19 protein-coding genes and 3 pseudogenes are annotated in these 19,198 nt (G+C 69.7%); 6 read left to right on the top strand and 16 right to left on the bottom strand.

From position 1 onward, the window contains the following. Positions 1-153: 153 nt before the first annotated feature. Positions 154-936 carry an SLATT domain-containing protein gene (locus tag ABD357_RS17120; RefSeq protein ID WP_344391030.1) on the top strand — a complete coding sequence of 261 codons (783 nt, stop codon included), beginning with the start codon at positions 154-156 and terminating at the stop codon, positions 934-936. A 160-nt stretch (positions 937-1,096) separates the two neighbouring features. On the opposite strand, the pseudogene ABD357_RS17115 reads toward ABD357_RS17120, so the two are convergent. The 4 genes and pseudogenes from ABD357_RS17115 to ABD357_RS17100 form a co-directional block, all read right to left on the bottom strand. Continuing rightward, positions 1,097-2,289 (bottom strand): annotated as a pseudogene (locus tag ABD357_RS17115) (hypothetical protein). A gap of 139 nt (positions 2,290-2,428) precedes the next feature. After that, positions 2,429-4,468 carry a serine/threonine-protein kinase gene (locus ABD357_RS17110; RefSeq protein WP_344391029.1) on the bottom strand — a complete coding sequence of 680 codons (2,040 nt, stop codon included), beginning with the start codon at positions 4,466-4,468 and terminating at the stop codon, positions 2,429-2,431. 74 nt (positions 4,469-4,542) lie between these two features. After that, on the bottom strand, positions 4,543-5,010 hold the full coding sequence (locus ABD357_RS17105; RefSeq protein WP_344391028.1) for a MarR family winged helix-turn-helix transcriptional regulator: 468 nt from the start codon (positions 5,008-5,010) through the stop codon (positions 4,543-4,545). Further along, positions 5,007-5,621, bottom strand: a complete 615-nt coding sequence (locus ABD357_RS17100; protein WP_344391027.1) for a type 1 glutamine amidotransferase family protein — start codon at positions 5,619-5,621, stop codon at positions 5,007-5,009. Before ABD357_RS17100 ends, ABD357_RS17105 begins: the two co-directional genes overlap by 4 nt. 150 nt (positions 5,622-5,771) lie before the next feature. Here ABD357_RS17100 and ABD357_RS17095 point away from each other — a divergent pair, with 150 nt between their 5' ends. Together ABD357_RS17095 and ABD357_RS17090 are read left to right on the top strand one after the other, a co-directional pair. Beyond that, complete coding sequence (locus tag ABD357_RS17095) at positions 5,772-6,497, top strand: GntR family transcriptional regulator (protein WP_344391026.1); 726 nt, start codon at positions 5,772-5,774, stop codon at positions 6,495-6,497. Between the two features lie 82 nt (positions 6,498-6,579). After that, a complete protein-coding gene (locus tag ABD357_RS17090; RefSeq protein ID WP_344391025.1) occupies positions 6,580-7,230 on the top strand; it encodes a hypothetical protein in 651 nt (216 codons plus the stop codon). Between the two features lie 8 nt (positions 7,231-7,238). Here the strand turns inward: ABD357_RS17090 and ABD357_RS17085 are convergent, their stop codons facing one another. The 11 genes and pseudogenes from ABD357_RS17085 to ABD357_RS17035 form a co-directional block, all read right to left on the bottom strand. Beyond that, positions 7,239-7,535, bottom strand: coding sequence for a DUF3303 family protein (locus ABD357_RS17085; protein ID WP_344391023.1), 297 nt, complete (start codon positions 7,533-7,535; stop codon positions 7,239-7,241). A gap of 281 nt (positions 7,536-7,816) precedes the next feature. Continuing rightward, positions 7,817-8,110, bottom strand: a complete 294-nt coding sequence (locus ABD357_RS17080; protein ID WP_344391170.1) for a M48 metallopeptidase family protein — start codon at positions 8,108-8,110, stop codon at positions 7,817-7,819. Positions 8,111-8,124: 14 nt separating this feature from the next. After that, positions 8,125-8,682 (bottom strand): annotated as a pseudogene (locus ABD357_RS17075) (DEAD/DEAH box helicase family protein); the annotation flags it as partial. Positions 8,683-8,719: 37 nt separating this feature from the next. Further along, a pseudogene (locus ABD357_RS44725) lies at positions 8,720-10,072 on the bottom strand (type I restriction endonuclease); the annotation flags it as partial. 137 nt (positions 10,073-10,209) lie between these two features. Continuing rightward, the gene (locus ABD357_RS17065) at positions 10,210-10,473 is read right to left on the bottom strand and encodes a hypothetical protein (protein ID WP_344391021.1); all 264 of its coding nucleotides are present in this window, start codon (positions 10,471-10,473) and stop codon (positions 10,210-10,212) included. After that, positions 10,470-10,775, bottom strand: coding sequence for a hypothetical protein (locus ABD357_RS17060; RefSeq protein WP_425584904.1), 306 nt, complete (start codon positions 10,773-10,775; stop codon positions 10,470-10,472). Before ABD357_RS17060 ends, ABD357_RS17065 begins: the two co-directional genes overlap by 4 nt. A 185-nt stretch (positions 10,776-10,960) precedes the next feature. Next, positions 10,961-11,233 carry a hypothetical protein gene (locus tag ABD357_RS17055; protein ID WP_344391019.1) on the bottom strand — a complete coding sequence of 91 codons (273 nt, stop codon included), beginning with the start codon at positions 11,231-11,233 and terminating at the stop codon, positions 10,961-10,963. Then, entirely contained in the window at positions 11,233-11,619 is a 387-nt protein-coding gene (locus tag ABD357_RS17050; protein ID WP_344391018.1) for a hypothetical protein, read from the bottom strand. The genes ABD357_RS17055 and ABD357_RS17050 overlap by 1 nt, the downstream gene beginning before the upstream one ends. Before the next feature lie 445 nt (positions 11,620-12,064). After that, entirely contained in the window at positions 12,065-12,253 is a 189-nt protein-coding gene (locus ABD357_RS17045; protein ID WP_344391017.1) for a DUF397 domain-containing protein, read from the bottom strand. 4 nt (positions 12,254-12,257) lie between these two features. Then, on the bottom strand, positions 12,258-13,112 hold the full coding sequence (locus ABD357_RS17040; protein WP_344391016.1) for a helix-turn-helix domain-containing protein: 855 nt from the start codon (positions 13,110-13,112) through the stop codon (positions 12,258-12,260). A 412-nt stretch (positions 13,113-13,524) separates the two neighbouring features. Continuing rightward, complete coding sequence (locus ABD357_RS17035; RefSeq protein ID WP_344391014.1) at positions 13,525-14,808, bottom strand: adenylosuccinate synthase; 1,284 nt, start codon at positions 14,806-14,808, stop codon at positions 13,525-13,527. A gap of 187 nt (positions 14,809-14,995) precedes the next feature. Between ABD357_RS17035 and ABD357_RS17030 the strand changes: the two genes are divergently transcribed. Further along, positions 14,996-15,889 (top strand): diacylglycerol kinase family protein, encoded by an 894-nt coding sequence (locus ABD357_RS17030; RefSeq protein ID WP_344391013.1) that lies wholly within the window; start codon positions 14,996-14,998, stop codon positions 15,887-15,889. A gap of 18 nt (positions 15,890-15,907) precedes the next feature. On the opposite strand, the gene ABD357_RS17025 is transcribed toward ABD357_RS17030, so the two are convergent. Next, positions 15,908-16,405, bottom strand: coding sequence for a GbsR/MarR family transcriptional regulator (locus ABD357_RS17025; protein WP_344391012.1), 498 nt, complete (start codon positions 16,403-16,405; stop codon positions 15,908-15,910). 125 nt (positions 16,406-16,530) lie between these two features. On the opposite strand from ABD357_RS17025, the gene ABD357_RS17020 reads away from it, so the two are divergent. Both ABD357_RS17020 and ABD357_RS17015 read left to right on the top strand, forming a co-directional pair. Continuing rightward, on the top strand, positions 16,531-17,472 hold the full coding sequence (locus ABD357_RS17020) for an ABC transporter ATP-binding protein (protein WP_344391011.1): 942 nt from the start codon (positions 16,531-16,533) through the stop codon (positions 17,470-17,472). Next, a complete protein-coding gene (locus ABD357_RS17015; RefSeq protein WP_344391010.1) occupies positions 17,469-19,082 on the top strand; it encodes an ABC transporter permease in 1,614 nt (537 codons plus the stop codon). Before ABD357_RS17020 ends, ABD357_RS17015 begins: the two co-directional genes overlap by 4 nt. Positions 19,083-19,198 lie beyond the last annotated feature (116 nt).

Raw genomic sequence — 19,198 nt, 5'->3', positions numbered from 1 at the left:
CTATACCTGATCAAGGACCACGTCCGAGCGTAAAACCCCCGATACCGGGGCCATCGCCACCCATTGGGAGGTAGTAAGGGTTGGGCGCTTCAGCAGCTTGCGGCACCCTTGCGCCACGGTACCGTCACGCAACGTAACGATGAGGGAGCGTCGGTGAGCCAGCCGGAGATGCAGCCCGAGGGGTCGGCCCAGGACGGTCGGGGTGACGGGCGGGGGGACGGTGTAGCCGACGGATACGGGAGCGGTGTTCTGCCCGGTGCGCCGGCGCCCGGTGATCTGATGGGGCGGCCGTTTCCGGTCGGTGACTGGACGGAGCCGGCTGAACGGCTCCATGAGCTGTACCGGTGGGTGGAGGCGGGGGCACTCGCCACGGCCTCCTGGTATCTCGCCGGGCGGGGGTGGAAACGGCGGGGGGCGCGGGCGCTTCGGGCCGGTACGGCTGTGGGGGCGGTGGCCGGAGCGGCGTTTCCGGTGCTCGACCTCGCAGGGGTGGTGGACGGTGCGGCCCCCTGGGGTTATCTGGCGCTCCTGGGTGGGGTCGCGTGTGTGGCGGTGGACCGTTTCTTCGGGGTCACGTCCGGGTGGATAAGGGATGTGGCCACGGCGCAGGCCGTGCAGCGGCGGCTCCAGGCGCTGCAGTTCGACTGGACGTCGGAGTGTGTGCGGGAGGTTCTCGGGCCTACGGAGGGGACGGCTGCGGATGCCGCCGAGCGGTGCCTCGGGGTGTTGCGGCGGTTCTCCGAGGACGTTACGGAGCTGGTGCGGGCGGAGACTGCGGACTGGATGGTGGAGTTCCGTACCGGGTCCGCTCCACTGGGCCTGCAGTCCTCTGTGTCCGGGGCTTCGCGGCCGGACTCTGGTTCGGGCGGGCGGCCGCCGCTCACTCCGGGGGCGCGGCCGAACATGCCTCGGCAGCGGCCGCCGGAGGCTCGGTGACGGCTACGCCTGCGGAGCCGGGAACGCCACCGGGCTCCGATACCCCCGCCCTGCTCACCGCCCGGACCCCCGGTGGGCTCCATGGCCTTGGCCTGGTGAGGGAACGCCGTAACTTGCCGTCGTTCTGCACGCGTCAGGCAGCGCAAGGGTGCCCCGGGATTCAGCCGGCCTCGTCGCTCCTGGCCTTCTCGTCGCAGAGCTTGCCCCCGGTCACCGTCTCGCACGGCACGTGCCCATGGCCGCGGATCACGCTCTGGCCGGTGCCCCGGCGCACATAGGCGAGGAAGCTGTCGGCGAGGGAACTCGCGGAGGGGCGGCGGTAGGTGTAGGCGTACTCGAGGCCGTAGTAGGGGTAGGCGGTCCCACCCTTCTCCAGGTTCTCGACGGAGGACTGGTGGCCGTCGATGGCGAGCCGACGCAGGCCGCGCCGCTCGGTGGCCTGGCTGAGCTCGCTGTAGCCGATGGAGCCGGGGATCTCGGCGAGCGTGTCGAGCACCTGCTGCGTGGAGTCGAGTTCGCAGCGCGTGACGGGGGAGGACGCGTCGTCCTTGCTGCGGCAGTCCAGCGAGGTGCTGGGCACCAGCACGGGCTTGAACGCAGTCGACCCGGTGAGCGTCAGCTCGCCCGTCTCGCATTCGATCGGCGGCGGGGTGTCGTCCCGGGCGACGATGATCGTGGCCAGGGCGATCACGCAGAGCGTGAGCAGCACGGTGATCAGCCGGGCCGCGCGGCTGAACAGCGGCGGCTGGTCGTCCGGTGTCGCACTGCGGTTGGGGTGCACCTCGCCGTCGCGGATGCCGCCGATGAGCCGTATGCCGCAGCCGACGTCCCCGCCCGACAGCAGCACGAGCATCTTGAAGTGCTCGCCGCGGTTGAGCGGGACGCGGGGGATGCGCAGGACGCCGTCCTGATAGCCGAAACCCGCGGCCGGAGTGAAGTGGTCCATGAGGTGGTCGGTGCCGGCCGGCTGCGTGACCGACACACCGCGGATCACGCGGTCGCTGAACACCGCGGTGAGACCGTGCCGTTCGCGCCCGGTGTAGTCGCTGTCCGCGATGCTCTGCGAGCCGTCGTTCTCGACGCGCAGCAGCACCAGCGTCGCATCCGACATGTCCGGGGCCTCGTCGAACAACCCGAGCCGTACGTTCGCGCGGCCCGAACGCACATCGTGGCCGATGGGGTTGTCCATCTGCACGCGGTAGCCGATCCTCCCCCACTGCCTTAAGGGCGTGGGAGGTGCCCCCACCGGCGCGGCACCCGGCGCTCGTACCAGACCATCACGGCGGACGCCACGACACCGACCACTGCCGTCGTCAGCGCGATGACATTCTCCGCGCTCAGCCAATCCTGCACGTGAGCCACTCCCCCGAGCACTACGCGGCGCGCGCCTGCCGGGGATCAAAGTACGGCTCGCGATGGGGACATTGCGGACACGACAGCGGAAGTTCAGCTTCAGTTCAGCGAGTTCACAGAGTTGTGGTCAACTCGCCCCTCAGTCCGCCTTGTTGTACGTCAGCTCGCCGCTGCCCGCCGTGTTCACACGGCGCAGGCTGCCGTCCGGGAGGATGGTCAGCTCCGTGGCCTCGCCCGGGGTGCAGGAGGTGGGCGGTTCGCCGACGGTGACCGTTGACGGGCCGATACGGAGCGGGCCGCCGGCGGTCGGGGGCTCGGCCAGTTCCGCCTGGAACACGCAGTGGTACGTACCCTCGCCGTTCGCTCCCTCCGGGCCGTCCGCCGTGAGCGAGAGCACGATGTCGCCCACCTCGCCCTGCTGGATGGTGAGCCGACGGGTGTTGCCCCCGTCGCCGGTGTCGAACACCGCCGTCCAGCTGCCGAGGTACTCGGTGGGGATCGAGCCGCCTGCCGGGGTCTCCTCCGCGGTCTTCGACGGCTGGGCGGTCGGATCCTGGGCCGGGCCCTGGTTGGTCGGGTCCGCCGTCGCGGGTGCGCTCGTCGTCGGTGATGCCGTGGGTTCGCCACCCGCGCGGTTGTTGTCCCCGCCGCCGCTCATCAGCGCGTAGACCGAGCCTCCCGCGGCGAGCGCGACGACCAGGGCCACCACGATCAGGAAGGCGGTGGAGCGACCGCTTCGCTGGGGTGGCTGCTGCGGGGCGCCGGCTCCCGGCCCGTACGGAGGCCCGTACGGGAGAGTCGAGCCCGGCGCGGGCGCGTACGCCGGCGTCGCACCCCAGGTGCCGGGCTGCTGCGGATAGCCGTATCCGGCGGGCTGCGGGTGCTGCTGCGGATAGCCGTAGGCCGGGCCCGGCGGATGGGGCGGCGGAGTCGTCGGACCGGAGCCGCTCACCGCCGTGGGCAGGTGATCCAGCGGGGCGCTGCCCGGCGCGCCGGGCCGGGGCGGGGCGGAGTCGTCGGAGGCGGGGGCGTGTTCGGGGGCGGCTTCGGGGACGGGGGCGTGTTCGCGGCGGCGGGCGTGGGGCTTGGCGGCGGCCGCCGCGGCAGCGGCCGGCCCCGCCGCACCTCCCGCGGAGCCCGCCGGACCGGCCGGCCCCGCCGTCTCCTCGGCGCCCGCGTCGGCCTCGACCGCCTTGCCCGGAAACCCCGGATTCTCCGTCTCCTCCGGAGCCTCAGGGTTCTCGGTGTCCAGCAACTGCACGGCATGCCGCCCCAGTTGGGCCACCAGCATGCTCGGCAGCCAGGGGTCGCGGCTACGGCCGTCGGCGACGGTGTCCTCCGCACCGGTACGTTCAAGGATGTCGTCGAGACTCGGGCGGGCGGCCGGGTCCTTGCGCAGACAGATCCGTACGAGATCGGCGAGGCCCTCCGGCAGCCGCTCCAGGTCCGGTTCCTCCTGCGCGATGCGGAACATCAGGGCGTGCACCCCGCTGTTGGCCGCGCCGAAGGGAAGCTCGCCGGTAGCCGCGTACGCGAGGATGGAACCCAGGCAGAAGACGTCGCAGGCGGGTGTGATGCGGTCGCCCCGCACCTGTTCGGGAGCCATGAACCCGGGCGAGCCGACGAGCGCGCCGGTACGCGTCAGTCCTCCGTCGGTCACCGTCTCCAGGGCGCGTGCGATGCCGAAGTCGATGACGCGGGGGCCGTCGATCGTGACGAGTACGTTCGAGGGCTTGAGGTCGCGATGGACGATCCCGGCGGCGTGAATGTCCTTGAGCGCGTGGGCGAGTCCGGCCGCGAGGATGCGTACGGAACGCTCGGGCAGCGCGCCATGGTCGTGCCCGACGACGGTCTGGAGGGAGGGCCCGGCGACATAGCCGGTCGCCACCCACGGAATCGCGGCTTCCGTGTCCGCGTCGAGCACGGGCGCTGTCCAGTACCCCCCGACCCGCCGCGCGTTCTGCACCTCCTGCCGGAACCGCGCCCGGAACTCCTCCTGCTCGGCGAGCTCCTGCCGCACCAGCTTCACGGCGACGGTACGGCCCCGGTCGGAACGCGCCAGATATACGTTCCCCATTCCGCCGGACCCCAGCCGCGCCAGCAGCCGGTACGCGCCGATCCGCCCCCCGCCTCCGGCCTGGGGGATGCCCATCGGCTCCCCCTGTCCCAGCTTCTCCATGGCCGGCGCCCTCCCCTGCGTGTGCGACAGAGTGAGGATAGTGCGGACATACGGGGAAGAACGTCGGGCGGTCTCTACAGGTCCGTAACAGCCGACGCAGGCGACGAGACCTGGTCGAGCGCCTGTGACAGGCGTTCCAACACGCGTACGGTCTCGTCGAAGCCCTCGTCTGTGAGGGCGTCCGCGAGGCGGTCGGCGAGGGCCGCGTGGCCGGGGTGGATCTTCGCTATGGCGGTGCGGCCGTCCTCGGTCGGAGTGAGCAGCTTGGCGCGGCGGTGGGCGGGGTTGGGTGCGTACTCGGCGAGGCCTCGCTCGACGAGGAGGTCGGCGATCCGTTGCACGCTCTGGCGGGTGATGCCCATCGCGCGGGCGATCCCGGAGACGGGGAGGGGTTCGGTCAGTACGGCTCCGAGGACCTGCCACCAGGCGGCGGTCAGTCCGGCGGGCCGGGCCAACTCGTCTGCCACGGACAGGAATTGACCGTTGAGCCGGAAGACGCCGAGGGCGCTGCGGCTGAGCAGGTCCTGACGCTCGCGGCTCACTGACCGGCCGCCTCGAGGACGGCGTACGCCTCCGGGTCCGAGTCGTGGAACAGCCGGTACCAGGCGTCGAGCACGTCACCCTCGTACACGCCGAGCAGCCGGAACACCTCGCGGGCGAAGGCGACGGGTTCGGTGGGCCCGGCGGTGATCAGCTTCCCGTCGGTCACGGCGTCGGCGTCGACGTACCGCTCGCCGCCCTTGTATCCCGTGGCGGCCAGATAGAAGGAGACGGCGCTGGTGTGCTTGCGGTCGTCGAGCAGCCCCTCGCGGGCCAGCCCGGCGGTGGCTCCGCAGATGGCTGCGACGGGGACGTCGGCGTCCTGGAACTCCCGCGCCTTGCGGGCGAACGGCACGAGATCGTCGCCCGTCTCCCAGAGGCCGGCGCCGGTGAGGATCAGCAGGGAGCTGTCCTCGGGGCGAAGGCCGGAGAGGACGAGATCCGGCTGGATGCGTACGCCGCCGATGGTCTTCACGAGCTCACGGTCGAGGCCCACCGTACGGACCTCGTACCCGGCACGCGCGAGATACGCGATCGCGTGACCGGTCTCCCAGTCGGCGAAGGTGTCGTAGACGGCGAGATGGACGGGCTTGCGGGGTGTCGTGGCGACCATGGCTCCTCCTTGGGCGGCCCTGAGCCCATGTAAGCATGCTGTCATTTCGACAGTGTGCTGTCAATAAGTGATCCTCGCAAACCCGAACGCGTATGGTGACGTGCTCGTAGATATAAGCGAGTACTGACCCGATCGGGGAGGACCTGGACCATGCCCGGCACCGGCGGCAACGGCGCCGTGACGCGCAGCACGCTGCGGCAGCAGATCGCGGACGCGCTGCGTGACGAGGTGCTGGCCGGGCGTCTCCAGCCGGGCCAGGAGTTCACGGTGAAGGAGATCGCCGAGCAGTACGGTGTCTCCGCGACCCCCGTCCGCGAGGCACTGGTCGATCTGTCGGCGCAGGGGCTGCTGGAGGCGGACCAGCACCGTGGTTTCCGGGTGCACGAGTACTCGCTCGCCGACTACCGGGGCATGATCGAGGCCCGCGGCCTGGTCACGGACGGCCTGTTCCACCGGTACCTGGACGAGAAGTCCGACATCAGCCGGGCCGCCCGCGCCGCCCTGGAAGCGCGGGCCGACGATCCTCGCCCCGCCGCCGTCCTCGCCGGAGTACGGCGCCGGGGCGAGGAGGCCGAGCGGGCCGCCGCGGCCGGTGACCTGAACATCCTGATCGGCTACGACCTGCGCTTCTGGCGTGAGCTCGGCAATCTCTTCGGCAACCCTTACCTCGCCGACTTCCTGCACCGGCTGCGCGTCCAGTCCTGGGTGTGCGCGGTCCAGTACCTGCGTACGGTGGATCTGCGGGGCCGGCTCTGGGCCGAGCACACCGCGCTCGTGGACGCCCTGGCGCGCCGCGACGCGGATGCCGCGCACGAGATCGTCACCGCGTACAACGCGCACTCGCTCGCGCTCATCGAACGGCTGGCGGCGGGATGAGCGGGTTTCGTACGACAGGGGCTGACCGCGCTTGACACCCATTACGCTGCTTTGACCATCGTGCTATCCGAGGAGTCATCTGTTGGCCTGTGACCTGTGGCTGGTCCCACTCGTCGACGTGTTGTGCCACACCCCCGACAATCCCTTCGCCGAGGAACTCGCGCTCTACGACAAGGTCCTGGGCGAGGCCGGACTCCCACCGGTGCCGGTGTACCAGTACATGCCGGGACTGTCCGGCGACGTGGCCCCCGTCGCGGGCTTCGACTACGACGCGCTGCACTTCCTGCGCCGTGCGTATCTGCTCCAGGTCTGCCAGCTCGCCGTGACTCCGGTGGACGAACTGGGCGGCGACTACGAGCAGTTGCTGGAGATGTTCGAGGGGACCGCCCAGCAGTCGCACCTGGTCTGGCACTACGACCACGCGGGCGCGTACGTCCCCGTCGACTTCCCGCACCCGCTCTCGAACGACGAACTCCTCGCGGGCGGCGGACCCTTGGGCTCCTCCCAGACCCTGCTGCGCGAGCTGGAGTTCGTGGCCCCGTCGATCGGCATCGACCCCGCGAACCCGCCCCTGCCTCCGGAACCCCCCATGGCCCCCACGTCATTGGAGGAACCGGCGTCTCCCGCCCCCTTCGACGCGAGCCCGTTCGCCCGCGAGCGCCATGTGTGGCTGGGCCTGCACGCGGCGGCGACGCGAAGCCTGGCCCAGGGCTCGATGATCGTCTTCAGCTGACGGGGGACTTACTGCTTCCCCAGAGCCGACAACCCCGACTGCAGGTCGTCGAGGTTCATGACCGGGAGCACCTCGACCTTGGCGCCGAGTTCCATGAAGAAGGGCTCGGCGAGCGGCGGCAGGTCCGAGCTGTCCTGCATGTCGAAGACGAACACGCAGGAGCGCTGCCCTTCGTCGGGCATGAAGTAGGCAGCCTCCGGCTTGATCCTGTCCATGGTCCCCTTGATCAGCTCCGGCAGCTTGCCCTGCCGGATGGCCTCGCTCGACTTCTCGGTGTCCAGGGTCGCCTTGAGCATGACGCGCATCGCATGCACCTCTCCTCGGGGATTCGAGCTGGTCAACTTCTCAGCTTTTGTCCAGTATGTTCCGTGAACGAAGATGAGGCATGTGGACCATGCGGCGTACCCGGGCTCAGCCGGACGGACGCCTGAGGCCGACGACCGCGAGGACGCCGAGGGGCGAGATCGGGGCGCCGGAGAACCGATGCCCGCGCCCGTGCAGGCGCCGTCCGCGGGCATCTCTCTGCGAGGTTCAGCGGCGGGTCGCGCACACGCATAGCCGGGGATCGTCCCTCTTCCGGGGACCCTCAGGAGGCGAGGTCTCCCATCCACACCCGCCGACCCAGTTCATCCAGCTCGGACTTCAGTCGACGGCATTCCGGCAACGCCCTGCCCAGCAGCCGCCAGTACTCAGGTCCATGGCCGGAGACGCGTACATGCGCCAGCTCGTATGCGACAACGTAATCGACGAGGTGGATGGGCAGTTGGAAGGTCGCCCAGTGCAGTAGTGCTCGAGTATGTCGACCGCCTTGCGCCGGATCAGTGGCGGCGACTCGGCCACGTCCCGCGCGGAAAGCGCACCGTACTTCTTCCGCACCCATTCCTGCTGGTCCTCGTCCAGCGGCTCGATGAGGTCCTCGAAGCACTCGTCCAGCCGCTCCTTGTCGCGCACCTCGGCAGTGGTGGCGCGACCTGCATAGCGGACGGGCACGACGACCTTGTCGCGTTCGGCCTCGGTCATGCGGTACGTGTCGAGAAACTCGGGGTTTCCGCCGGGTTCGGTGCTCGGCTCCAGGCCGAAGATGCGCTCGGTGTCGGTGAGCCGGCCCTGCATCAGGGGGGTGCCGGTGAAGCCGATCCGGGCCGCGTTGGGCAGGGCCTTGCGCAGGCAGGCGTGCAGGACGGAGGTGTGCGAGCGGTGCGCCTCGTCGACAAGCACCAGGACCCGGTCCTCGTCGCTGCACTCGGGGAAGATCCGCTCGGCCCGGCTCAGCGTACGGGCGTCCGGCGCGGGGTCGGCGACCTCCTCGGCGCTCTCGCCCGCCTCGACCCGCCGCCGGGCCTGCTCGAAGTCCTCGGCCAGTGCCCGGTCCTCGCCGTCGGCGGTGTCGTTCCCCTCGCCCGTGCCGGGCGCCAGGTCGCCGAGGAACTTCTGGATCGTCGCGAAGATCACCGCCCGCCCGCCGGGACGGCCCCGCCCGGCGGAGCAGGCTCTCCAGGTCCGTACGGGAGGTGGCCTGCCGGATCTCGGAGTCACTGAGCGCCACGGCCCGCCGCAACTGCCGCTGGAGGTCGGTGCGGTCCGTGATCGCGACCAGCGTGATCCCGTTCAGCTCGGGGTCCCGGCTCATGTGCAGCCGCCGGGCCAGGAACTGCATGGTGAAGCTCTTGCCCGCGCCCTGCGTGTGCCAGATGACACCTCCCCGTTCGTCCCGTTCCCCGCCGGTGACGCGGCGACTGGGGCGGGTGCGTAGCCGTGCCACGATCTTCTCGGTGGCGCGGTACTGCTGGTGGCGGCAGACCACCTTGGCCGTCTTGGGCTCGGCGGCGCGGTTACGACGCTTCGTGGCGTCCCCGCTGTCCTCGTCGACGGGCTTCTCGAAGACGTAGTGCCGGACGATGTTGAGCAGGTTGCCGGGCCTGAGGACGATCGCGGTCAGCCGCTGCTGGAGCGTGGGCGCCTCCTCGGGGCCGAGCAGCCCCCAGCCGCGCAGCTCACGGCGCAGCTCCTCCACCCCGTCGTCCCCCGGCCGCGCCGGATCGCCGTAGTCCGGGCTGACGCTGCGCCACAGCGCATAGTGCTGCTCGGCCGAGGAGTACGTCCCGAGCGCGGCATGTGTTCCGTCGGCGGCGACCAGCAGCTGCGCAGGGGCGAACAGGTGCGGTATGCCGCGCGGGGCGCCGGCGCCGTGCCGGGTGTCGTCGTCCAGCGGCCGTCCGGTATAGGCGCGCAGGTCGCGGATGGCCTTGCCCAGCGGGTCGCGTACGTCCGGTGACTTGCACTCGACGACGACCAGCGGAACGCCGTTCACGAACAGGACGAGGTCGAGCACGGACGGCCGCCCGTCCGCGTCGCACACCCGCAACTGATCGACGACAAGGTAGTCGTTGCGAGCCAGGATCTCCTCACGAGACCCCTCCAGCGCCTCGCGCGACCAGTCGAAGAACGGCGTCTTCACGTCCCGTTCGTCCGGCCCCTGCTGCATGACCCCGTGCAGCAGGAGCGTAGTGGCGTCGCGGTTGGCCCCCGGCAGGGACTGGGCGGACACATGGCGCGCGGCGGCGCGCAGTTGCGAGACGGCGTGAGCAGTGTGCGCGTCGTTCTTCATCCAGGCCGAGGTCCGGCGCAGGGCGGCCCGCAGGCGCCGCTCCAGCAGCACCTCCCGTGGTCGCCGCGCTCCCCCGCGTCCCTCAACCGGGCGCCCTCGATGTGCTGCCACCCCATCGCCTTGAGGTGCTCCAGTAACGGCCGCTCCGCCTCGACCTGCTCGGTCGCCCCCCGACCGCCCCGGCTGCCATGCCTGCGCCTCCCCTGCGTCACGGTGATGCGTACGAGGGATCATTGTGCGCCAGCGGCACGCAGGGCGTGAGTGCTATGCCAGATGCAGGATCACGCGAATGCGCTCTTCCACGCGTCGCATCTCGCCCGGAGCCAGCAGGCCGAGGCGTCTGCGGAGCCTCGACACCGACCTGATCACATTCATCCGTTCCAGACGATGTTGCAGATGTAGACGCACTCGTGCCGGGGAACGGCGAGGAACTGGATGAAGCCGCGTCCACCGAAGAGAGGAAAGTTCCTCAGCCCTCCTGGCTTGTCCTCGGGCCTGCTGCCTGCCGTCTCGGCGTCACGTCCGAGCGCGGCAAGTTCGGTGGCAATCCGCTCCACCTCTGCGATCACTCCGACGGGAAGCCCGTCGGTCAGATACTCCTCGCTCGGGTTGTAGTCCCACTTCCAGTCGGTCACAGCCCGGCCTCGGCCTCGGCATCCGCGTGGATCTTCCTGATCTCGGCGATGGCGGCCGTAGGGTCCGTCTCCCCGGCACTCACCACATCTTCCAAGTGGCGCAGGCGGGCAGCACGCGAGGGATACCTCTGGATCGCTACGAACACACCCCAGGTATGGACGAACGAACGCAGCGGTGCGAACGACTGGAGCTGTTGTGCCCTGGTGGTCGCGTCGACAAGATCGCTTATGAACGTCGGCATCCGGCTCGGCGTCAGGCTTTCGACGGCGGTACGCAGGGCACCAGGGGTGAGCGCGGGCATCGGGATGAGCGGCTCGTCGGCCTGCAGATCTGCGGGCAGGGCGGTCACGGTGTGCTCCCGGTCGGTGGGCGTTCGCTGTGTTCTCGACGGTACCCGCAGGCGTCGGCCATACGAAGGGGACGAGTCGACTACGGTCCGCGTGGGCGGCACGTTCGCGTTCGTGCCGCCCACGCGAGAATCCGTTCCTACGGCCAGTGGACTCCCTGGCTGCCCACTGCGGACTTGCGGCAGTCGGGCAGCTTGGACACCGGCGTGATCACCGACGCCGTCGCGTCTTCGAGTGCGTAGCAGAGCTGGGCGTGCAGGACCTCCGCCTCGGCGGGCGTGAGGCGCAGCGCGAGGTCCGACTCAAAGGCACCGTCCCTGCGCAACCAGAGATCGATGGCGAGCATCCCGTCCTCCTCGCGCCGTACGGGCTTGCTGGGTACGCGACTTACCTGCATGCGGGGTGCGCTCATCAGGCCGCCACCCCCACGGGCACCGTCATCCGTCGCCCGACCGGCTCGCCGATCCGATGCCCATGGATCACCTGGGGCCCGACGTCGATCCCGTCGAGCGCGAGCACCAGCGCTCTACGGCGCATGCGCTGCTCGTGCGCGATCAGATAGGGACGGACGCGGGAGGCGGGACGGCGTGCGGGCGCGGTCGCCGTTCTGCGGGACCGCAGCAGGTACGGCGGCAGCGCGGGGATCTCGGCACCGGCGACGAGGAGCCGGTAACCCGGCGGTCGCCGGACCACATCCGACGCCGGGACGGGGACGAGCACGCGCAAGAGGCACGCGAGGAAGAGAACGGCGGCATGCACGAGTGCTCGCGCGAGGCCAGGCCGGATACGGTTGGACATGCTGACGCTCCTACGAGGCGTTGGCCAAGCCCCGGGGTGCCGCAAACACCGCCGGGGCGCTCGACGTTCAGACGGTGACCAATCGACTACCGTCCGACACCAAGGTAGCCGCAATCATGCTGCCGCATCAACATTGATGCGCATTTACCGCGAGTTGGCATGTGTCAACGCCTGCGGACGCCACATGAGGTCGTCGAACTCCCCGGCCTTGACGACTCTTCGAAGTTGAGCGGTGCGGCGGCTTTGTGCGCCTCAGACCTCTGCGCCTAGACCCTCGCGCAAAAACAGTGAGCACGAGGAGAAGAAATGCCACATGGGCGCTCACCTGAGCGGCAAGTGAGCAGGGAAGTCGAAAGTGTGCACCGTTTTCGCGCAAGCATTCCCTCTGAGCCGGACGCCCACCTCATCCGTCTTACCCCCGAGGTCCGTGGACACCCCGCACCGCTCAACTTCGAAGACCCACCTTGACCCCTGCCAGGAACGCCGCGAGCTCGGCAGGAGTCGTGCTGACGATCACGCCAGGATCGTCGCTCTCCCTGACGAGTATCTGGCCGTCGACCACCGCCAGTTCGAGACAGTTGCCCGACTGCTCGGAGTACGACGACTTACGCCACTGAATCTCCAACGTCCTCACGCCCTTATAGCTCGTGCAGCACTTTGCGGATGAAGTCACGCGAGCGTCCCGGGTCCAGGGACCGCTGCTCCATGCGGTCAAGTACAGCTCGGTAGTTGGTGAGGTGGGTCTCGGAGTCCAGGAACGTGACCCCGTACGGGACGTCGATCTGCACGGTGTCGAGCTGACGGACCGGACCACTGGCGTACATCGTGGAACTGCCCGCGCTCGGGAACCCGCCGACCGAGAACGGCACCACCCGTAGGGTCACCGACTCCCGCTCGGACTGCTTCAGCAGCTCTTCCAACTGCCGCCTCACGACGGCACGGTCACCGAACAGCATCCGCAGTGCCGCTTCGTGGAGAAGGAACGAGCAGGCCGGAGGCTCAGGCCGATCGAGCAGAGCCCGGCGCCGCAACCTGAACTCGACCTGGAGGTCGAGTGCTTGCGGCGTCAGCGGCGGGACAGCCTCGCTGAAGACCGCCCTGGCGTAGTCCTCGTGTTGCAACAGCCCCGGAAGGTGCGTGATCTGCACGTGCCGCAGGCTGACGGCGTGATGTTCCAACTCGACCAGGTCGAGCATGAACGAGGCCATGGAGTCCCGGTACTCGTCCCACCAGTTGGAGCCGGTCCGCTCCCTGGCCATGTCCGCGAGCGCGTCGACGTAAGCCTGGTCCGGGCACGAGTAGTTGGCCGCCCATACGCGTACTCGGTCCGCGCTCACCCCGAACCGGGCGGACTCGGTGTTGCTGATCGCCGTCTTGTCCACCCGATGCAACGCGGCGGCCTCGGTGAGGGAGAGTCCGACCTGCTCACGCATCCGTCGCAGCTCAGCCCCGAGCCGCCGCTGGCGGGCGGTGGGTGGCTTACGGATGGGCACGAAGGGCCTCCCGGTAGTTCGCGCCGACGCCGTTCCTACGCGGCTGCGGTGGTGAGCTTTCCACTGAGCAACTTGGCAGCCAGGCCTTGTTTCATCGTGCGAATCTTCTCAAGGTTGTCCATCTCCGCAGCGATTTGCTGATCACAGGCATCCAGCTCGGTGGCCTCGCCCTCGGTGAAGACGTGGACCTGGCGGGGTCTGCTGGATCGGCCCTTCGTCCCTCCTTCGCCCTTCCTCCGCCCGCAGGGACCGGACGTTCGCCACCCGAAATCTCAGCAGCATCCTGCCTCCTTCATGGCGGACAGATTAGTCACACCATGCGGCCGGCGTGGCCTGGTGCGCGGCGTGCGACGGCCGACGTACACAGGGTCGGCCGTCGCACGGCTGCCTCTTGGAAGCAGCGGATGGCGTCCTAGATGAACGAGTTGATCTCGATCGTCTCGTCCCGCCCCGGGCCCACGCCGATCGCCGAGATCGGCGCCCCCGACATCTCCTCCAGCGCCTTGACGTAGTCCTGCGCGTTCTTCGGGAGGTCCGCGAACGTCTTGGCCTTGCTGATGTCCTCCGACCAGCCGGGGAGCATCTCGTAGACCGGCTTCGCGTGGTGGAAGTCGGTCTGGGAGTACGGGAGTTCCTCTACTCGCTTGCCGTCGATCTCGTACGCCACGCAGACCGGGATCTGCTCCCAGCCGGTCAGGACGTCGAGCTTGGTGAGGAAGAAGTCGGTGAGGCCGTTGACGCGGGTCGCGTAACGGGCGATCACCGCGTCGAACCAGCCGCAGCGGCGGTCGCGGCCGGTGGTGACACCGCGCTCGTGGCCGATGCGGCGCAGCGCCTCGCCGTCCTCGTCGAAGAGCTCCGTGGGGAACGGGCCCGCGCCGACGCGGGTCGTGTAGGCCTTCAGGATGCCGATGACCCGGCTGATCTTCGTCGGGCCGACGCCCGCACCCGTGCAGGCGCCGCCCGCGGTCGGGTTCGACGAGGTCACGAAGGGGTACGTGCCGTGGTCGATGTCCAGGAGCGTGCCCTGGCCGCCCTCGAAGAGGACCACCTTGTCGGCCTCCAGGGCCTGGTTGAGGACCAGGACCGTGTCGGCGACATACGGCTCGAGCTTCGCGGCGTAACCCAGCAGCTCCTCGACGACCTGGTCCACGGCGATCGCGCGACGGTTGTACAGCTTGGTGAGGACCTGGTTCTTTATGTCGAGGGCCGCCTCGACCTTCTGGGTCAGGATCGACTCGTCGTACAGGTCCTGGACCCGGATGCCGACACGGTTGATCTTGTCCGCGTACGTCGGTCCGATGCCGCGGCCGGTCGTGCCGATCTTCCGCTTTCCGAGGAAGCGTTCCGTCACCTTGTCGACGGTGACGTTGTACGGCGTGATGATGTGAGCGTTTCCGCTGATCAGCAGCTTGGACGTGTCGACGCCTCGCTCGTTCAGACCGCTCAGCTCGGAGAGCAGGACCGACGGGTCGACGACGACACCGTTACCAATGACCGGCGTGCATCCGGGCGAGAGGATTCCGGAAGGGAGGAGATGCAGGGCGTACTTCTGATCGCCCACGACCACCGTGTGGCCGGCGTTGTTGCCGCCCTGGTAGCGCACCACGTAGTCCACGGATCCACCGAGCAGGTCGGTGGCCTTTCCCTTGCCTTCGTCACCCCACTGAGCACCGAGCAGCACAAGTGCGGGCACAGGCGTACACCCCTTCCGGGTGGGGCATGTCCAAGGTCAGGGGCGTACGCTGCACGGCTTGTGCCGCGTACACCGGCGACCTTCGTTGGCCGCGACCCGTCGGACCGGATGCCCCGGAATAGACGAAGCCCCTGGCGCAATAGCGCAAGGGGCTCTTGCACAAAGATGCTACCCGAGGAAGCGAGGCATGACCGAGGTGGCGGCTTCCGACCAGCTCCTGGTGGTCATCGACCCGGTCGCCCGTCGCGATGACGGTGAGGCGGTACGGATCGCAAAAGACGTGCTCAGCGCGGGTGCGACCACCAAAATATGCCTCCCCGACGGGCCAGAGGAATTCGCCAGGGCACTGCGCCGGCGAGGGTCCCGGCGGCCCGTTGTGGTGGGGGACGATCGTGCCCTGCTGCGGGCGGTGTCCGTTTTGCACCGGCATCGGGAACTGGCTGGATGTGCGCTGTCGGTCGTACCGGTGGGCGGCGCGCTGTCGCTCGTACGGTCGCTGGGGGTGCCCACGGGTGCGGTGGCGGGGGCTCGGGCGGTGCTGGACGGAGTCGAGCGGCGGCTGGACCTGCTCGTCGACGACAGCGACGGGGTGGTGCTGGGCGCCCTGCGGATCCCGCCGCTCGCCGTGCCGCGGGGAGCGGGGCCGGACGAGGGGAACGAGGAGGACGCGGCGTCGGAGTCCGAGAAGGACCCGGCGACGTCCGGCCACCCCTGGCTGCGTACATGCCAGTCCCTCGTCCGCACGCTGGTGCCCGTACGCCCGCCCCGGACCACCTCCGCGAACGGCAGCTCCGGGCCGTCCCGGCTGCGGGTCGAGGTCGACGGGGTGACGGTGGTGGACCTGGACCAGCCGGTGGAGGGCGTGTCGGTGGCGCCGGGAGACGCGGGCGTGGCCGAGGTCGAGGTACGTCCGGTGTCGGTGGGCGCGGAGGCCTCACCTCTCATGGCCCGGGGCAGCACGGTCACCGTGTCGGGCGCACACTTCCGGTACCGAGCGGACGCGCTGGTGTCGGGGCCGGTACGGACACGGACGTGGACGGTGCGGGAGGGGGCGTGGGGGCTCACGCTGCCGGTGCCGTGAGCGGCACGGTTACCGCGTTCAGCCGGCGCCGAAGCGCTCTTCCCGGAGGATCCGCCAGCGGTCCATCATCTTGATGAGCTCGCCGTCGAGGAACTCGAAGAAGGCCAGGGTCTCGGCGAGCCGGCGGCCGGCGGGGGTCTCGGGGCCGAGACCGTCGACTCCCTCCCGCAGGGCGTACTCCCAGCGCTTGAGCACCGCGTCCCGGTTGGTCACCGCCTCGTACCACTGGTTGCTGTGTACGCGGTACCGCTCGCGCCGGGAGCCGGGTTCACGCTCGCGGGAGACCATGTGCTGCTGCGCGAGATAGCGCACCGCTCCGGAGACGGCGGCCGGGCTGATCTGCAACTGCTCGCCGAGTTCGACGGAGGTCATCGCTCCGGAGTCGGAGGCGAGCAGCGCCGCGAACACCCGGGCCGCCATGCGCTGCATCCCGGCCTCGACCAACTGCGCGGCGAAGCTCTCGACGAACTTCGAGACCGCCTCCGGGTCCCGCCCCGCCTCACTCGGCTCGCTCATCTCTCGATCCTCTCCCCTGCTCAGCGCCGCTCAGTGCTGTTCTGCGCGCCGTTGTCGATTCTAGACGCCGGTTTTAACGCTTCCTTAACTTCACAAATTTGTGAAACTAGCGTAGGTTCAAAACCATGACGAAGGCAATCACTGTCTCCGGACTGCACAAGTCGTTCGGCAAGACACACGCGCTGGACGGCCTCGACCTGGACGTCGAGACCGGTGAAGTCCACGGCTTCCTCGGCCCCAACGGCGCCGGGAAGTCCACCACCATCCGCGTCCTGCTGGGCCTGCTGCGCGCCGATGCCGGCTCCGCACAGGTGCTCGGCCGGGACCCGTGGACCGACGCGGTCGAACTGCACCGCCAGGTCGCATACGTCCCGGGCGATGTGACGCTCTGGCGCAACCTGTCCGGGGGCGAGGTCATCGACCTGTACGGGCGGCTGCGCGGGGGACTCGACAAGGCGCGGCGGGCCGACCTGATCGAGCGGTTCGAGCTCGACCCGACGAAGAAGGGGCGCACGTACTCCAAGGGCAACCGCCAGAAGGTCGCCCTCGTCGCCGCCTTCGCCTCGGACGTCGACCTGCTGATCCTGGACGAGCCGACCTCCGGCCTCGACCCGCTGATGGAGGAGGTCTTCCAGCGGTGTGTGGAGGAGGAGCGGGAGCGGGGCCGAACGATCCTGCTGTCCTCGCACATCCTCAGCGAGGTCGAGGAACTCTGCGACCGCGTCAGCATCATCCGCAAGGGCGTCACCGTGGAGAGCGGATCACTCGCCGAGCTGCGCCATCTGACCCGCACGAGCGTCACCGCCGAACTGGCCGGTGAGCCCAACGGGTTGGGGCGGCTCCCCGGAGTCCACGACCTGGACATCCAGGGCCGACGAGTAAAGCTTCAGGTCGAGAGCGACAAGCTGGACGCGGTTCTGCGGTCGCTCACCGACTCGGGCGTACGGTCGCTGACCTCGACGCCGCCGACGCTGGAGGAACTGTTCCTGAGGCACTACCAGCAGGACGTACGCGGCGAGAGCAGGGAAAGCAACGGCAGCAGCGAAAACGAGGCGATGGCGCGATGACTGCCGTCACGACTGAAAAGTTCGCGCCCCGGGTCGGCGGGGGACGTCAACTCGCGGGTACGGGCACGCTGCTGAGGTTCGCGCTGCGACGCGACCGGGTCATGATCCCCGTATGGATCGCCGTGAACGCCCTGATGGTGCTGTCCATGCCGAATACCCTCGAGGGCCTGTACGGCACGGCGGCCGAACGGGCCGATCTGGTCCGGCAGATGGAGACGAACACCTCGCTGCGCGCCATGGTCGGGCCGATCTTCGACGACTCGATCGGCGGGCTCACCGCCTGGCGCGTCGGCGTCTTCGCCGGGCTGCTCGCGGCGGTCATGAGCCTGCTCGTCGTCGTCCGGCACACCCGTGACGAGGAGGAGAGCGGGCGCCAGGAACTCATCTCGTCGGCGATGGTGGGGCGGCGCGCCCCGCTGACGGCGGCCCTGCTGGCGGCGGCGGTCGCCAACGGCGTCCTCGCCCTGATCGTCACGGGCGGGCTCGCGGGCCAAGGGGGCGTCGGAGCGCTGGCGTTCGGGCTCGGGATCGCCGGCGTCGGGATGGTGTTCGCCACGATGGCCGCGATCGTCGTCCAGCTCACGGAGAGCGCACGGCTGGCACGGGGGCTGACCTCGGCGGTGCTCGGCGCGGCGTTCGTGCTGCGGGCGGCGGGCGACTCGGCGGCGGACGACGGTTCCTCGGTGCTCACCTGGCTCTCGCCGAGCGGCTGGCTGGAGAACCTGCGCCCGTACGGGCAGGAGCGGTGGTGGGTGCTGCTGCTGTTCGCGGGGGCCGCCGTGATCCAGGGCGCGATCGCGTACGAGCTGGCCGGGCGGCGTGACGTCGGGATGAGCTTCCTGCCCACCCGGCCGGGCCCGGCGGAAGGCAGGCTCGCGACGGCCGGCGCGCTGGCGTGGCGGCTTCAGCGCGGCAGCGTGCTCGGCTGGAGCATCGGCTTCTTCCTCGCCGGAGTCGTCTACGGCGCGATGACGGAAGGAGCGGCGGACCTGGTCGGCGACAACGACAACGCCCGCGAGATCTTCCAGCGGATGGGCGGGCAGGCTGCTCTGACCGACGCGTTCCTCGCTTCGATGATCGGCATCATGGGGCTGATCGCCGCCCTCTACATTGTCGCGTCGGTGTTGCGGCTGCACGGCGAGGAGACCTCGCAGCGGGCAGAACCGATCCTGGCCAACGCGGTCGGCCGGCTGCACTGGGCCTCCGGCCACCTGCTGATCGCCTTCGGCGGAGCCGCCCTGATCATGCTCCTCAGCGGCCTCGGCTTCGCCGTCGGCTACGGCCAGGAGCTCGGCCCCATCCTCGGCGCCTGCCTCGTCCAACTCCCCGCGATCTGGACCATCGGCGGCCTCGCGGTCCTGCTGCACGGCGTCTCGGCGCGGGCGGCCGTGGCGGCTTGGGCGGTCGCGGGTGCGGTCCTCCTCATCGGCTGGATCGGCCCGGCGCTCGATCTTCCTCCGGCTGTGCTGGACGTGTCCCCGTTCGGGCACCTGCCGAAGCTGCCGGGCGGGGACATGGCGTGGACACCGGTACTCGTCCTCACGGCCCTCGCGGCCACACTGGCCACGGCGGGCCTGACGGCCCTGCGGCGACGGGACATCTCCACCTGACCGTCGGGGCAAGGAGGCACTTTCGCCCCCACCGCCCCTACCCGTCCCATCCCTGGGGCTCCGCCCCAGACCCGTCCAGGGGGCTCCGCCCCCTGGACCCACGATCGGCCTGAACG

It is taken from the genome of Streptomyces vastus (assembly GCF_039532825.1).
GTDB classification, from domain to species: domain Bacteria; phylum Actinomycetota; class Actinomycetes; order Streptomycetales; family Streptomycetaceae; genus Streptomyces; species Streptomyces vastus.
The sequence above is the reverse complement of the archived record's forward strand: the minus strand, read 5'-3'. Positions and strand labels throughout refer to the sequence as shown.